Source organism: Sulfitobacter marinus, from assembly GCF_900116285.1.
GTDB classification, from domain to species: domain Bacteria; phylum Pseudomonadota; class Alphaproteobacteria; order Rhodobacterales; family Rhodobacteraceae; genus Sulfitobacter; species Sulfitobacter marinus.
Genome location: NZ_FPAJ01000003.1, coordinates 406291 through 420020, shown reverse-complemented (window position 1 = coordinate 420020; position 13730 = coordinate 406291). Strand labels below are relative to the sequence as shown.

The following is a 13730-nucleotide window of genomic DNA, read 5'->3' as shown; positions in this document are numbered from 1 at the left end:
TTGAAAACTCAAGGAACATTTACATGTCGCACTCCATTGATGCGCTGACCAAAGCGCTCTTGCACGCTGCCAAGACCGCTGGTGCCGACAGCGCTGATGCCATGGCCGTGCGCGGCACGTCGGTCAGTGTCGACGTGCGCGGCGGCGCATTGGAACAGGCCGAACGGGCCGAAGGGGTCGACATCGGCCTGCGTGTCTTTGTGGGCAAACGGTCGGCCAATGTGTCGGCATCCGATACATCCCCTCGCACGATCGAAGAAATGGCCGCCCGCGCCGTGGCTATGGCGAAAGAGGCCCCGGAAGACCCGTACGCGGGTCTGGCAGACCCCGATCAATTGTCCACAAACTGGGACGTTGATGCGTTGGAGCTGTGCGATCCGACCCCCGAACCGTCGCCACAAACGTTGCAAGATGACGCAGCACGGGCCGAGGCCGCAGGTTTAGCCGTCAAGGGCATCTCGCAGATACAATCGGCCAGTGCAGCCTATGGCGAACAACAGGTTCACCTCGCAGCCAGCAATGGCTTTGAGGGTGGATATACCCGCACGGACCGGGGGCTGTCCTGCGTCGCGATTGCCGGCAGCGGCACCGCGATGGAGCGTGATTATGATGGCGACAGCCGTATTTTTCAGGCCGATCTGCGCAGCCCCGAAGCCATCGGGACCCTAGCTGCGCAGCGTACGCTCGAACGGATGGATGCGCGCAAACCGCCGACGGGTGCGTATCCGGTTTTGTTTGACGAACGCATTTCCTCGACCCTGATCGGGCATCTATTGGCCGCCATCAACGGGTCCGCAATCGCGCGCGGTGCATCGTGGTTGCGTGATGCAATGGGCGAACAGGTGTTGCCTGACGGTCTTTCGATTATCGAAAACCCGCACCGCCCCCGCACATCGGGATCGCGGCCCTTTGATGGGGAGGGCCTGCCCACAAACCGGCGCATCATCGTTGAAAACGGCACATTGAAAGGCTGGACGCTGGATCTGGCCACAGCACGCAAGCTGGACATGTCCCCAACGGGCAATGCCGCGCGCGGCCCCGGATCAAACCCCAGCCCTGCTGTTTGGAACATCGCATTGACCCAAGGCGATGCCACACGGGACGACCTGATCAAACAGATGGGAACCGGGCTGCTCGTCACCTCGATGATCGGATCGACGATCAACCCGAATACGGGCGATTATTCGCGCGGCGCATCCGGCCTGTGGGTCGAGAACGGCGAAATCACCCATGCAATCAATGAATGCACCATCGCAGGTAATTTGCGTGACATGCTGGGCAGCATTATCCCCGCAAATGACGCGCGCACGCATCTAAGCCGCGTTGTGCCATCGCTTTTGGTTCCGAGAATGACCCTTGCCGGTGCGTGATCTTGACCTTTTGATAGATTGCGCCCGTAAGGCCGGGCAGATCGCCACGTCCTATGCCGGGCAAACGGCGCAACGCTGGGACAAGCCCGACGATGCGGGCCCCGTCACCGAGGCCGATCTGGCGGTGAACGCAATGATGCATGAAACGCTTACGGCCGCACGCCCCGACTATGGCTGGCTGTCCGAGGAAAGCGAAGATGGCACAGGGCGATTGGACCAGTCGCAAGTCTTTATCGTAGACCCTATAGACGGCACGCGCAGCTTTATCGAGGGGGCCGATACTTGGTCGCATTCCCTTGCCATCGCGCGGAACGGCGAAATCACCGCGGCTGTGGTGTTTCTGCCCAAGCTCGACAGGCTTTATGCCGCGTCATTGGGCGGCGGGGCCACGTTGAATGAGCAACCCATCATAGCATCCCAGACCCAAGGCCTTGAAAACGCGACGATACTTGCCACGAAACCCGTCATGGCCGAACAACATTGGATCGCGGGCGATCCCGGCTTTAAACGCGCGCATCGCCCATCATTGGCCTACCGGCTAGGGCTGGTGGGGCAAGGGCGGTTCGACGGCATGGTAACATTGCGCAAAAGCTGGGAATGGGACATTGCCGCCGGAGCGTTGATCGTCACCGAAGCGGGCGGCCACTGCACCGATAAATCCGGCGCGTCTTTACGTTTTAACAACCCCGATCCACGACTAAATGGCGTATTGGCGGCCGGTGCGTCGATCCATGCGGATTTGCTTGCCAGCCTTGCCCAGACATGACCCATTGCCTTAGATAACGGCATCGGTATTCATCCGAGAACAAAGGACTGCACTATGACCCAACGCCTACACCTCGTCTTTGGCGGAGAATTGGTTTCGCCAACCGGAACAGCGTTTAAAAATGTAGATGACATTCACGTGGTCGGCATTTTCCCGAATTATGCCACCGCCTATGATGCTTGGAAAAACGAGGCGCAGCGGACCGTGGACAATGCACATATGCGGTATTTCATCGCGCATCTGCATCGTTTGCGCGATGAAGAAGCCGCGGCATCCTCGACCGAAGAACTGGGCTAAGCCCTTATGGCGCGGTCGCTTGGACTGACAGCGTATCGCGCCTATTCGGGGCGGGGGTCCCCGGCACCCTTCACCCCTGTGGCGGATCGCCCGGAGGATGAACTGGTGTGGTGCCATGCGCCCGAACCCGGCAGTTTGCTAGCCATTCAAGACCTTGCCGCGCGCCTGTGCCGCAGCCGGTCTGGACTGCGCGTGTTGATCACATTGCCCAAAACGGGCAGCACAGCAGACCGGCCAATCTCCACACATGCTGACGTGCTCATTGATTTCCTGCCCGAGGATCACCCTGCGCTGGTTGCGGCGTTTATTGATCACTGGGAACCCAACGCATGTATCTGGGCGTGGGGGCAACTGCGTCCGAACCTTGTTCTCGCAGCCGCCAAACGGCACTGCCCGTTGTTTCTGATTGATGCAGACAGCGGCGGTTTCGACGGGCGGCGTGACAGGTGGATGGGGGACCTCACCTTTGATCTTCTTTCGCATTTCTCGGCAATTTTTGCCCGCTCCGAGGCCGGTTTTACACGGTTAATCCGTCTTGGGCTGTCGCGCGAGAGCATTGAAATGACCTCTGCGCTGCAGCCGGGGGGGCAGGCGCTGCCTTGTATCGATTCCGACATGGCGGACCTGTCTGCCGCTTTGGTCGGGCGGCCGGTTTGGTTTGCCAATAAAATCTTACAAGACGAACTGTCCACCGTCCTGCGGGCACATCGTCAGGCGCTGCAGCTCTCCCATCGGCTCTTGTTGATTGTGATGCCCGCGGACGCGGCTCAGGCTGACAGTTTTGCCAATACCATGACCGAACAAGGGTTCCGGGTATTCCGGTGGGGCGATCAGGGCTATCCGGACAGCTCAACCCAGATCATGCTTGCAGATGACCCGGCTGAGATCGGGCTTTTTTACCGCTTGGCACCGGTGTCTTTTCTCGGCAGCTCGCTACACAGTGGCCCCGGCGGCTGTGACCCGTTCGAAGCCGCTGCCCTTGGGTCGGCGGTATTATATGGCCCCAAGGTTCGGCGGTTCTTACCATCCTACACCCGCCTTGCGGCAGAGGGTGCAGCGCGGATCGTGAATGATGCCACGGCCCTTGCCACCGCCGTCAGCCGGTTGATCGCGCCAGATCAGGCTGCGGTGATGGCACACGCCGGGTGGGACGTGATCAGCCGAGGCGCGGCCCTGACCGACAAGGTGATCGACCTGGTCCAAGAAACCCTAGATCAGCAAGAGGCCCACAGATGAAACGCGCGCCATCCTTTTGGCATCAGCCCAAACCCGATTGGCGCGCGCGCCTGTTGCAGCCTCTTGGTGCTTTATACGCCAAAGCCACCGCGCGACGTCTGGCGAATGGGTCGCCTGTGCAGCTGGATATTCCCGTGGTTTGCGTTGGCAACATCAATGCAGGTGGTACGGGCAAGACACCGACCGTGATGGCGGTGGTCGAACATCTGCGCAATATCTACCACACCCCGCATGTGGTATCGCGCGGTTTTGGCGGCACCGAAAAAGGGCCGCTGTTGGTTGATCCGTCAAAACATACTGCGGCCCAAGTCGGGGATGAACCGCTGCTGCTGGCCGCCTTTGCCGATGTCTGGGTCGCCCGTGACCGCGCGGCGGGTGCACGTGCTGCCGCGGCGGCAGGGGCAAGCGTTATTGTGCTGGATGATGGGTTTCAAAATCCCGCATTGAAACAGGATCTAAGCATCGTTGTGGTTGATGCCGCCAAGGGCTTCGGAAACGGTTTGTGCCTGCCCGCAGGCCCCCTGCGCGAACCTGTGCAAACGGGATTGGCACGGGCCGATGTGCTGCTTTCCATTGGCAGGCCAGCGGATCAGGCCGCGTTTGAAAACACCCCGCTGCCCGCTGGCCTGCCGCATGTGCAGGCAGAGCTGGCACCGTTGCAAACCGGCATGGATTGGTCCGATACTCGCGCCTTGGCCTTTGCCGGAATTGGCCACCCTGAGAAGTTTTTCGCCACCTTGCGCGCGCTTGGCGCTGACATTGTCCACGCCGAGGCGCTGGATGATCACCAGCCGCTAACGCGCGCGTTGATGACACGGTTGGAAGCAGATGCCGCGGCAAGGGGTGCACAATTGGTGACCACGGAAAAAGATGCCGTGCGCCTGCCTGCGGCCTTCAGGATGAAGGTGATCACCCTGCCTGTGCGGCTACAGATGGACGACGATAACGCGATTACCCAAGCGTTGAACGCACTTCCCAAGCCCGTGTAGGGAGCCGGAATTTTTCAAAAATTCCGACCCGTTTTCTTTTAAAGAAAACGCCCGTGCTAGCTGGCGTCATCTTCGCCTAGTTTGGGGGCCGCGCGATGCAGCGCCAGCTCGGCCCCTGAAAACACAAAGGGTGATCTGATTCCCGGTACGCCATCCAGCTCGACTTTCATACCGCGCGCGATGACCTGAGGATCGTTGAACATATCCTCCATGTCGTTGATCGGCCCCGCAGGCACGCCTTGATCCTCGCAGGCCGCCAGCAGATCGTCGCGGGTCCGTTTGCGTGTTGCATCATTCAATCGGCGGATCATCTCGGGCCGGTTGGCGACGCGATCGGCGTTCTTGGCGTAATCCGCAGAAACCGCCATGTCATCCAGCCCAAACATCCGGCACAGACGTTGGAACTGACCGTCATTCCCTGTCGCGATAATCAGATGACCATCCGAGGATTCGAACACCTCATACGGGGTCAGGTTCGGGTGCGCGTTGCCCATGCGATGCGGTGCCTTGCCGGTCGTCAGATAGTTCATCGCCTGATTGCCAGTGACGGCCACGGCGCAATCCAGCAACGCCATATCGATGTGCTGCCCAACGCCGGTTTGACTGCGCTGATGCACTGCCGCAAGGATCGCGGTCGTCGCGTAGATTCCTGTGAAAATATCCGTGATCGCCATGCCGTGTTTCTGAGGCTGGCCGTCCGCTTCGCCAGTGATCGACATCAGGCCGGACATCCCTTGGATGATAAAATCATAGCCCGCGCGATGCGCATAGGGGCCGTCTTGGCCGAAACCCGTGATCGAACAATAGATAAGTTTGGGGAACTGTTCGGACAGGCTGGCGTAGTCCATGCCGTATTTCGCCAACCCACCGGTTTTGAAATTCTCGATCAGAATATCAGCATCGGCCAAAAGCTCTTTCATCTTGGCCTGACCCGCGTCTGTGGTCAGATCAACGACAACCGAGGATTTGCCCCGGTTTGCCGAATGGAAATAGGACGCTGATTTATCCTCGCCCCGCTCGATGAAAGGGGGCCCCCACTGCCGGGTGTCATCGCCCGCCGGGCTTTCCACTTTGATGACGTCGCAGCCCAGATCAGACAAAGTTTGACCGGCCCAAGGGCCCGCCAGAATCCGCGCCAGCTCAATCACCTTGAGCCCTGCCAGTGGGGCCGCCATCAGTCAGCCAAAGCCGCGTCGATGATCTCTTTCATCTCGGCGTAGGGCATGTTCGAATATTTCTTGCCGTTGATGATAAAGCTTGGCGTGCTGGAAATATCGTCGGCCTTTTGGTTTTCTTCCCACCAAGCGACCAGCGTTTGTGCTTTTTCGCCGTCCTGCAGGCAGGCCTCAAGCGTATCGTTTTCGATCCCAGCAAGGCGGCCAATTTTGCGCAGCTCTTCTACGATGGCAGCGGGTTCGCCCGCACGCACCCATTCGGACTGACCTTTGTAGATCAGGTCGGCAATGCCGTGGAATTTTTCCTCGCCACCGCAGCGCGCGACCATGGATGCCCACAAGCCGTAGCGGTCAAAATATACTTCGCGGTAGGTAAAGCCGATTTTATTGGTATCGATATAATCCGCCTTCAACTGCTTGTACGGTCCTTGATCGAACGCGGCACAATGCGGGCAGGTGAACGACGCGTATTCCACGATCTGAACGGCTGCGTCCGGGTTGCCCAGGCTCATTTCCTGAATTGTTGAGGTATCAACATCAGCTGCGTCTGCTGACTGTGCATTTGCGGCCCCCGCAATGGGGTTAAGCTGGGTGCTGTTCGTCGCGTCTGTACCGCTAAATACAAACCAGCCGCCTACGGCAACAGCAGCCACAGCTGCAATAATTGGAAAAGTGCGTTTCATCTGATTTCCTTTGTCAGCGTTTTGTCTTGTTCAATATGTTCTCGCCCAGACGTGCAAGGGCATCGCGCAGGCTTTCGTCGCCCAATACGCCAACCGCTTCGGTCGCGCGTTGGCGAATGACTGGGTCATCCTTTTGGTCTGCGGTTCTTTTGGGTTTCACTTCGAACGCGACTTGCCCCTCGGCAAAGCCTGTCGCCGCCGTTTGCGTGATCCGCACGCGGGCGATCGCGTTATAGCCATACACCGCGTTCACCTTGGCGCGCAGTTGTTCCTTTTGCATTTCCAGCATCGGGGCATTCGACCCTGTCGTAAGCAAAGTCAGCGTCGCCCCCATGCCCGCACGCCCGTAGCTCACCTCGACCGGTCTTGAGATAGACGAGATATCCTCGCCCACGATCTCGGCCCATTGGGTCAATAAACGCGATTGCGCGAATCCACGGGTTTCGCTGGCCTGACGGATCTTGGCCGAAAGCAGGCTATCTGTGCGTTTAAACCCTTTTGTACTGGAACGCCGCGGCGGCATGACTATCTTTCTTTCGTGACTAACGGCTAACATCATAGCGATGTGCCACAACATAACGATACTGCGCTGCATCGCCAGCCCATCCCCACCGCAAAGGCCATAAAGATTGCGTGACACGACCGAAACAAGCGACCTGCCGCATATCTTGCTGGAATGGTATGATGTTCATGCCCGCACAATGCCGTGGCGCGTCGCACCCGCAGACCGAAAAGCAGGCCAGACGCCCGATCCCTATCGCATATGGCTAAGCGAGGTGATGTTGCAGCAAACCACCGTGGCCACGGTACGCGACTATTTCCAACGGTTTATCGCCCGATGGCCCACTGTTGCGGATCTGGCCGCGGCACAAGACGCCGATGTGATGGGGGAATGGGCCGGGCTGGGCTATTACGCCCGTGCGCGAAACCTGCTGAAATGCGCCCGCGCTGTGGTCGCCGATCATGGCGGCCAGTTTCCCGCCGATCACGCCCAGCTGCTTAAGCTACCGGGGATTGGCCCCTATACCGCCGCCGCCATTTCATCGATTGCGTTTGATCTGCCCCACGCCGTGCTTGATGGCAACGTCGAACGCGTGCTGGCGCGCATCTACGACATTCACACCCCGCTGCCCGCTGCCAAGCCCGAGCTGATGGACCGCGCCATCGCCCTGACCCCAATAGACCGTCCCGGCGACTATGCCCAAGCGGTGATGGATTTGGGGGCCACCATTTGCACCCCGAAATCCCCCGCCTGCGGCATATGCCCGTGGCGCGACCCTTGTCTTGCGCGGCAACGCGGTACTGCGCCGGAACTGCCGAAAAAGACCCCGAAAAAGCCCAAGCCCATCCGCCATGGCACGGTGTATCTAACCCAGCGCGATGATGGCGCGTGGTTACTGGAAACCCGCCCCGACAAGGGTTTGCTAGGTGGTATGCTGGGATGGCCGGGGTCTGACTGGATCGACGCGGGCGAGGCCCGACCCCGAGGCACGCCGCCCGCCGCCGCAGATTGGCAGATCGTGCCCGGCGAGGTGCGCCACACCTTTACCCATTTCCATCTAATGCTGACCGTCATGTATGCCGCGAATCCGCAAGACATCCTGCATCCAGATGCACAATTCATCGCCCCCGATCAATTCCGCCCTTCCGATCTGCCCACCGTTATGCGGAAGGCATTTGATCTGATCCGGTAGCGGCAGCAAGCCACAGTGACAGGGCCTGATTAAATACGTTAGGATAAGATAGCGATTTTAAAGGCTACAGCAGCATGACCTCGACAATCCCAGACATCAGCCCCGCGCAATTAGCTCATATCAAACGCGCCCTGCCCTTTGCATTGTCCTTTTTGCTGATACCCTTGGTATGGATGACCGCCTTTATTGGCGGGTGGACGGTCGTGCTGTTGCCGCTTGTTACGTGGTATCTGTTTTCGATCATCGACAGCCTACTGGGGCTGAACCTGGATAACGCCGACCCCAACGCAACGGATGACGATCTTTTTTGGTACCGCATGATCACCCTGCTTTGGATGCCCGCGCAATTTCTGACGCTGTTCGGGCTGATTTGGTACGTGCCGCAGGCCGATCATTTGGGCGGTTGGGAAAAGTTCTTTGTGTTCTTTGGGGTCGGTGTGATGACCGGAACTGTTGGCATAAACTATGCCCATGAGTTGATGCATCAAAAGAACAAGATTGAACGTTTCTGGGCAGATGCACTGTTGGCGATGGTTCTATATTCGCATTTCCGGTCCGAACATTTGCTGGTGCATCACCGCTATGTCGCCACCCCCCGCGATCCGGTCACCGCGCGTTACAACGAAGGGTTTCATCGTTTTTTCCCCCGCGTATTGCGGCAAAGCCTGCGATCCTCATTCCGCGCCGAAAAGGCGTTGCTGGCGCGCAAAGATCTACCGTGGACAGATCGGCGCAACCCGTTCTTCAGATACTGGGCGCTGCAAGCGGCGTTCTTGTTCTTGGCGGTCCTGTTGGGCGGCTGGGTTGGGCTGTTACTGTTCTTGGTGCAGGCTGGCACCGCCATCTGGCAGCTTGAGCTGGTGAACTACGTTGAACATTATGGCCTGACCCGCAAACATCTGGACGACGGAAAATACGAACATGTCCACCCCCGTCATTCGTGGAACGCCGCCCACCGCGCATCAAACTGGCTGCTGATCAACTTGCAGCGCCATTCCGATCACCACTACAAACCCGACCGCCGCTTTCCTGTGCTGCAAAATTACGGCCAAGAGGCCGCGCCGCAACTGCCCTATGGCTATCCTGTGATGACAGTCATGGCGATGATGCCACGGGTCTGGCGGCGGGTGATGAACCCACGCGTGCAAAAATGGCGCGAGATGTATTACCCCGAGATCACAGATTGGGCGCGCTACAACAAGGGCACGACCCCCTACCCTCGTTGACGCCATTTTAATCCGCATCTGCCATAGCTGATCCCGTTCTAGCCATGGTGAGGGGTCTCATGCCACGTCAGCAAAATGCGAATATTGCCGAGGCGAACAAAACGCCGCTTGCCTGTTTGATCATCGAAGACAGCACATTTGATCAGGTCAAAATGACCCGCATCATCCACAGAAACATGTCAGACACACAAATCTATGTGGCCACAACACTGCGCGAGGCCCGGCAAACCTTGGCCAAATATCCGGTGTCTGTGATCCTGCTCGACAATCACTTGCCTGATGGATTGGGCGCAGATTTTGCGGTCGAATTGGCCGAGCTCAAGATTTTTTCACATATCGCGGTGGTCATGGTCAGCGATTGGCCGACCCCCTTTATGTGGGCCAAGGCGGCGACAGCAGGCGTTCTGCATGTGATCAACAAATCAGAGTTTGACCAGCAATACATACTGGACGCCTTTAAACATGCGCAAAAAATGGGAAAGCCGCGTTTGCATTAGCGTACCCCAGCACGAAAAAGACCCCGCCAAACAGGCGGGGCCAAGGTGAGTGCTCCCTTAGGCGTACCTTTATGTAGAAGGACGCGGGGCACCGGCGGTGTTCATAAAACTTGTGTGAAAAGGCGTGGCCTAGTTGGCCATTTCCGCCCTGATTTGCTGGCGCAAAATATCGATCGGCACGCGTTTGCCATCTTTCTTGTAGCACCAGTAGGTCCATCCGTTACAGCTGGGTGCCTTTTCATAGGCCGCCCCCACCTGATGGATGGAGCCTTTGACTTCGTTGCCGATCAACGTACCATCAGCACGCACCTTGGCCGAATAGCGACCGTTCAACGAATACAGCTCTTCGCCAGGGCGCAGCATGCCGCGTTCAACCAACTGGCCAAACGGCACACGCGGTTCTGCCCGCTTTGATGTGGTCGTCTGCAATGCTTCTTTGTCGAACTTGCGCACAGATTTGATACGTTTTTCGGCAACCTTGCGGTAAGATTCTTCACGTTCAATGCCGATGAAATCACGGCCCAACATCTTGGCGACAGCGCCAGTGGTCCCCGTGCCAAAGAACGGGTCCAGCACCACGTCACCCGGGTTGGTCGAACCGACCAAGATACGGTGCAGCAAGCTTTCGGGTTTTTGCGTTGGATGCGCTTTGTCGCCCGCGTCGTCTTTCAGACGCTCATGGCCGTTGCAGATCGGCAAAACCCAATCGCTGCGCATCTGGATACCTTCGTTCAGCGCTTTCAACGCCTCATAGTTAAACGTGTATTTCGCGTTCTCGTCTTTGCCAGCCCAGATCATCGTTTCATGTGCATTGGTAAAGCGTTTGCCGCGAAAGTTCGGCATCGGGTTGGATTTGCGCCAAACCACATCGTTCAAGATCCAGTACCCTTGATCTTGAAGGGCGGCACCGACGCGGAAAATATTATGGTAGCTGCCAATAACCCAGATCGCACCATTGGGCTTGAGCAACCGGCGCGCGGCCTTTAGCCAGGCCCGGGTAAATTCGTCATATACGGCAAAGCTCGAAAATTGATCCCAAGCGTCATCAACGGCATCAACCTTTGAGTTATCCGGACGGTGCAAATCACCCCGCAATTGCAGGTTATACGGTGGGTCCGCAAAGATCAGGTCGACTGATCCCTCGGGCAGCGCATTCATCGCATCAATGCAATCGCCCGCAATAATTGTATTCAAGGGAAGTGCGTCCGCACCCTTTGTCATCGTCTTCATAATATCTGCCTCTGCCCCGGCACATTGTGTGCTCTTGGTTGAGACTAAGATGCCCTGACAGATGATTCGTGGTCAATTTCTTTTTTGAATCAACAAGTTAGTTATTTTTCTTGATACAACATATTGTGTACAGGCTTGAACAAACGTCTATGGTGTGGGGTTACCCCAAGATTTCGAAGCGCCTCTATGTGTCTTTTTGACCCGTATCCCATGTTGGTTTCCCACCCATAGCCCGGGTGCTGTTGCGCCAATGACAACATGACATAATCTCGACATATTTTAGCCATGATTGACGCCGCCGAAATCGACTGAGACCGCGCATCCCCTTTGATGACGGTCTGTGCTTTGATCTTCAGATCGCGCGGCAGCATATTGCCATCGACCAGCGCAAAATCAGCGGGCTGTTTCAGCCCGTCCAACGCACGCACCATCGCAAGATGGCTGGCTCGCAAAATGTTAAGCTCTTCAATTTCCGCAACCGATGCATGGGCAATGCTCACATCGGCCACTTGCATGATCTCCTCATACAAACGTTCGCGTGCCTTTTTGCTCAGCTTTTTTGAATCGTTCAACCCATCGGGGATACGCGACGGGTCCAACACAACAGCCGCTGCCGTAACCGGCCCGGCCAATGGCCCGCGGCCCACTTCGTCTACCCCCGCAACGCGCATATATCCGCGCGCATAGGCGTCACGCTCAAATTCAAAATCTGGTCCCATCCCGCCCTGAAACCCCAGACGTCACCGATTCTCAACCCCTAGGGCTTCTCTGGCTCAACAATATCCTCGCCGAAGGCGTACATCCGCGCCACGCGGTAACATCAAAAAGGGAGAAGTGCCCGAACACCTCTCCCTTCAATCCGGATGAACGCAATGTCCCCCGGCTTTAGCGCGCGGATTTATCCCCGCGCCAAACTGTACCCCGCGCCGCGCAGGCAGCGGGCATCATAACCACTGCGCTTTCCCTGAGACGTCCGGATCGTCTGCGCACAATGCTGCGGCAAACGGTTTGCGTGGCGAAAATTCTTTTGCAGACAACGGCTGCCGAACATCACCACCTGCCCGCGGCGGGTGTCATAGCTGCGGAAACAGTTCTGCGGCAAAAGCTTGCGCCCCTGTCGCCGCTGATGTGTGCGATATTTTTGCGGCAACGGACGCGGCTGAACCCTCTCGCGCGTCACGACATGACCACGATTTACGTGACCTTGGTTTACGCGCTTCTGCTCGTGGCGGTCTTTGTTACTGTCGTGAATAATCTTGCCAACAATGGCCACCCCCAACACGCCCGCCGCAATCCGCGCCAGATCACGGTTCCGTTCCCCGGCCGAAGCGGAGCTTGCGCTTAAACCCGTGATCGTGACTGAGAGCACGGTAATGATTGCGATAAACTTTTGATACATGGTCTGATCCTTTCAAAACGGGCACGGGTCCAGACCCATGCAAAGCCAAAACTGTTTTCGACTTCCGGGATCAAACTGGCCTCCCCCACATCAGACAGGCAATAACGCCCCAATGTTATCGGATATCACTGCGGCCAATCACACCGGATATTGAATAGCCACGTATAAAAGCGCAGAGTTCCAAGCATGAAACACGCACTACATATCTTTGTGATCACCGCCGCTCTCAACCTCACCGCTTTGCCGGTGCAGGCCGCCGGATGCTATGCCGATTATAAGGCGAAACAAGAAAGCCCGCTGCGGCTGCACTACGGTGTTGCGCAAATCTCAGGGGAGTGCAGCAAAAGCTCCGCCCGCACCCAACTGTCACAGCGCCTTGCGGCCCAGGGCTGGACACTATTGAATATCGTCTCGGTTTTCGGCGATGACGGACTTGCCCAAAGGAAAGACAGTGCCGGACCAAACTTCCTCCGCTTCTAAGATGCGCCGCACCGGTGGCCGGTTTGTTGGTGGTGGCATTGCCGCCGTTGTGCTGATCTTACTGATCGGTGTCGGCCTGTTGCTATGGGCGCTGCCCGAAGCAGACGCCTTTAATGCTCAGGTCGAACGCATCTTTGTCGAGAACGATGACCTGACCACCCAAGCCGAAATTAAACTGCTTGAAATCCTCGCACAATCGGGCACCGCGTTTTCAGAAACACTGGCCAGCTACCGCGTTGTCATCATCGTCTTGCTTGTGTTTGCCACGGCAATGCTGATCGCAGCACTCGTTTTTCTCATCATGCTCATCGGCTTCAACCGCCGCATGGCCCAGATCGAACGCGTTGGTATTCAGGTAAACTCCCTGCTCATCAGCCGCGAGGAAAACACCGTCTACCTCAACAACCTTGGCTTCAAACTGACAGCCGCAGCAATGGAAACAATGTCCGTGTTGGCCGAGGCGCGGATGGATGATGACGTTCTGTCAGGCTCGGAAATCGAAGGGGTGATATCGGGCCGCAACGCCTCGGACTGCGACGAAGCGGCAGGTGCCACCCGGATCAAGCGGCTGCGCGACACCCTTGGCAATCAGATCGTTTCGGAACTGCTGGTCAAAAATATCGCCCGCCGTGGCTATATGCTGGCCATCGACAAGGACGTGATCAAGGTTCTTTAAGCCTGTTCATTT

Annotated in this window: 16 protein-coding genes; 10 read left to right on the top strand and 6 right to left on the bottom strand. The window is 57.4% G+C overall.

The genetic code is table 11. The features are described from left to right. The first annotated feature begins 23 nt into the window (after nucleotides 1–23). From BM347_RS10905 to lpxK, 5 genes are read left to right on the top strand one after another with little or no spacing between them, the layout of a single operon-like run. Nucleotides 24–1370, top strand: coding sequence for a TldD/PmbA family protein (locus BM347_RS10905; protein WP_093916491.1), 1347 nt, complete (start codon nucleotides 24–26; stop codon nucleotides 1368–1370). Next, complete coding sequence (locus BM347_RS10900) at nucleotides 1357–2136, top strand: 3'(2'),5'-bisphosphate nucleotidase CysQ (RefSeq protein ID WP_093916490.1); 780 nt, start codon at nucleotides 1357–1359, stop codon at nucleotides 2134–2136. The genes BM347_RS10905 and BM347_RS10900 overlap by 14 nt, the downstream gene beginning before the upstream one ends. A 54-nt stretch (nucleotides 2137–2190) precedes the next feature. Then, complete coding sequence (locus BM347_RS10895; protein ID WP_093916489.1) at nucleotides 2191–2433, top strand: DUF4170 domain-containing protein; 243 nt, start codon at nucleotides 2191–2193, stop codon at nucleotides 2431–2433. A gap of 6 nt (nucleotides 2434–2439) precedes the next feature. After that, complete coding sequence (locus BM347_RS10890; protein WP_093916488.1) at nucleotides 2440–3669, top strand: 3-deoxy-D-manno-octulosonic acid transferase; 1230 nt, start codon at nucleotides 2440–2442, stop codon at nucleotides 3667–3669. Continuing rightward, complete coding sequence (lpxK, locus tag BM347_RS10885) at nucleotides 3666–4658, top strand: tetraacyldisaccharide 4'-kinase (protein WP_093916487.1); 993 nt, start codon at nucleotides 3666–3668, stop codon at nucleotides 4656–4658. Before BM347_RS10890 ends, lpxK begins: the two co-directional genes overlap by 4 nt. A 56-nt stretch (nucleotides 4659–4714) precedes the next feature. On the opposite strand, the gene BM347_RS10880 is transcribed toward lpxK, so the two are convergent. From BM347_RS10880 to BM347_RS10870, 3 genes are read right to left on the bottom strand one after another with little or no spacing between them, the layout of a single operon-like run. Continuing rightward, a complete protein-coding gene (locus BM347_RS10880) occupies nucleotides 4715–5833 on the bottom strand; it encodes a CaiB/BaiF CoA transferase family protein (protein ID WP_093916486.1) in 1119 nt (372 codons plus the stop codon). After that, nucleotides 5833–6516 carry a DsbA family protein gene (locus BM347_RS10875; RefSeq protein ID WP_093916485.1) on the bottom strand — a complete coding sequence of 228 codons (684 nt, stop codon included), beginning with the start codon at nucleotides 6514–6516 and terminating at the stop codon, nucleotides 5833–5835. The genes BM347_RS10880 and BM347_RS10875 overlap by 1 nt, the downstream gene beginning before the upstream one ends. A 13-nt stretch (nucleotides 6517–6529) precedes the next feature. Further along, the gene (locus BM347_RS10870) at nucleotides 6530–7039 is read right to left on the bottom strand and encodes a DUF721 domain-containing protein (protein ID WP_093916484.1); all 510 of its coding nucleotides are present in this window, start codon (nucleotides 7037–7039) and stop codon (nucleotides 6530–6532) included. Between the two features lie 106 nt (nucleotides 7040–7145). Here BM347_RS10870 and mutY point away from each other — a divergent pair, with 106 nt between their 5' ends. The 3 genes from mutY to BM347_RS10855 all read left to right on the top strand — a co-directional run bounded on the left by mutY (nucleotide 7146) and on the right by BM347_RS10855 (nucleotide 9933). Continuing rightward, nucleotides 7146–8210 carry an A/G-specific adenine glycosylase gene (gene mutY, locus BM347_RS10865; RefSeq protein ID WP_093916483.1) on the top strand — a complete coding sequence of 355 codons (1065 nt, stop codon included), beginning with the start codon at nucleotides 7146–7148 and terminating at the stop codon, nucleotides 8208–8210. A gap of 74 nt (nucleotides 8211–8284) precedes the next feature. Beyond that, entirely contained in the window at nucleotides 8285–9436 is a 1152-nt protein-coding gene (locus BM347_RS10860) for an alkane 1-monooxygenase (RefSeq protein WP_093916482.1), read from the top strand. A gap of 59 nt (nucleotides 9437–9495) precedes the next feature. Next, nucleotides 9496–9933, top strand: a complete 438-nt coding sequence (locus BM347_RS10855) for a response regulator (protein ID WP_093916481.1) — start codon at nucleotides 9496–9498, stop codon at nucleotides 9931–9933. A gap of 129 nt (nucleotides 9934–10062) precedes the next feature. On the opposite strand, the gene BM347_RS10850 is transcribed toward BM347_RS10855, so the two are convergent. The 3 genes from BM347_RS10850 to BM347_RS10840 form a co-directional block, all read right to left on the bottom strand. Further along, entirely contained in the window at nucleotides 10063–11163 is a 1101-nt protein-coding gene (locus tag BM347_RS10850; protein WP_093916480.1) for a site-specific DNA-methyltransferase, read from the bottom strand. Nucleotides 11164–11264: 101 nt separating this feature from the next. After that, on the bottom strand, nucleotides 11265–11882 hold the full coding sequence (locus BM347_RS10845) for a ribonuclease HII (protein WP_093916479.1): 618 nt from the start codon (nucleotides 11880–11882) through the stop codon (nucleotides 11265–11267). 179 nt (nucleotides 11883–12061) lie between these two features. Then, nucleotides 12062–12562, bottom strand: coding sequence for a hypothetical protein (locus tag BM347_RS10840; RefSeq protein WP_093916478.1), 501 nt, complete (start codon nucleotides 12560–12562; stop codon nucleotides 12062–12064). A 186-nt stretch (nucleotides 12563–12748) separates the two neighbouring features. On the opposite strand from BM347_RS10840, the gene BM347_RS10835 reads away from it, so the two are divergent. Continuing rightward, nucleotides 12749–13042 carry a hypothetical protein gene (locus tag BM347_RS10835; RefSeq protein WP_093916477.1) on the top strand — a complete coding sequence of 98 codons (294 nt, stop codon included), beginning with the start codon at nucleotides 12749–12751 and terminating at the stop codon, nucleotides 13040–13042. A 1-nt stretch (nucleotide 13043) separates the two neighbouring features. Next, nucleotides 13044–13718: a winged helix-turn-helix domain-containing protein gene (locus BM347_RS10830; RefSeq protein WP_093916476.1), complete on the top strand. Its 675-nt coding sequence runs from the start codon at nucleotides 13044–13046 to the stop codon at nucleotides 13716–13718. Nucleotides 13719–13730: the final 12 nt, after the last annotated feature.

Coding starts and splice junctions, on each gene's coding strand:
- BM347_RS10905 (WP_093916491.1), top strand. CDS start 24: ATGTCGCACTCCATTGATGCGCTGACCAAAGCGCTCTTGCACGCTGCC.
- BM347_RS10895 (WP_093916489.1), top strand. CDS start 2,191: ATGACCCAACGCCTACACCTCGTCTTTGGCGGAGAATTGGTTTCGCCA.
- BM347_RS10890 (WP_093916488.1), top strand. CDS start 2,440: ATGGCGCGGTCGCTTGGACTGACAGCGTATCGCGCCTATTCGGGGCGG.
- lpxK (WP_093916487.1), top strand. CDS start 3,666: ATGAAACGCGCGCCATCCTTTTGGCATCAGCCCAAACCCGATTGGCGC.
- BM347_RS10880 (WP_093916486.1), bottom strand. CDS start 5,833: ATGGCGGCCCCACTGGCAGGGCTCAAGGTGATTGAGCTGGCGCGGATT.
- BM347_RS10875 (WP_093916485.1), bottom strand. CDS start 6,516: ATGAAACGCACTTTTCCAATTATTGCAGCTGTGGCTGCTGTTGCCGTA.
- BM347_RS10870 (WP_093916484.1), bottom strand. CDS start 7,039: ATGCCGCCGCGGCGTTCCAGTACAAAAGGGTTTAAACGCACAGATAGC.
- BM347_RS10860 (WP_093916482.1), top strand. CDS start 8,285: ATGACCTCGACAATCCCAGACATCAGCCCCGCGCAATTAGCTCATATC.
- BM347_RS10855 (WP_093916481.1), top strand. CDS start 9,496: ATGCCACGTCAGCAAAATGCGAATATTGCCGAGGCGAACAAAACGCCG.
- BM347_RS10850 (WP_093916480.1), bottom strand. CDS start 11,163: ATGAAGACGATGACAAAGGGTGCGGACGCACTTCCCTTGAATACAATT.
- BM347_RS10845 (WP_093916479.1), bottom strand. CDS start 11,882: ATGGGACCAGATTTTGAATTTGAGCGTGACGCCTATGCGCGCGGATAT.
- BM347_RS10840 (WP_093916478.1), bottom strand. CDS start 12,562: ATGTATCAAAAGTTTATCGCAATCATTACCGTGCTCTCAGTCACGATC.
- BM347_RS10835 (WP_093916477.1), top strand. CDS start 12,749: ATGAAACACGCACTACATATCTTTGTGATCACCGCCGCTCTCAACCTC.
- BM347_RS10830 (WP_093916476.1), top strand. CDS start 13,044: ATGCGCCGCACCGGTGGCCGGTTTGTTGGTGGTGGCATTGCCGCCGTT.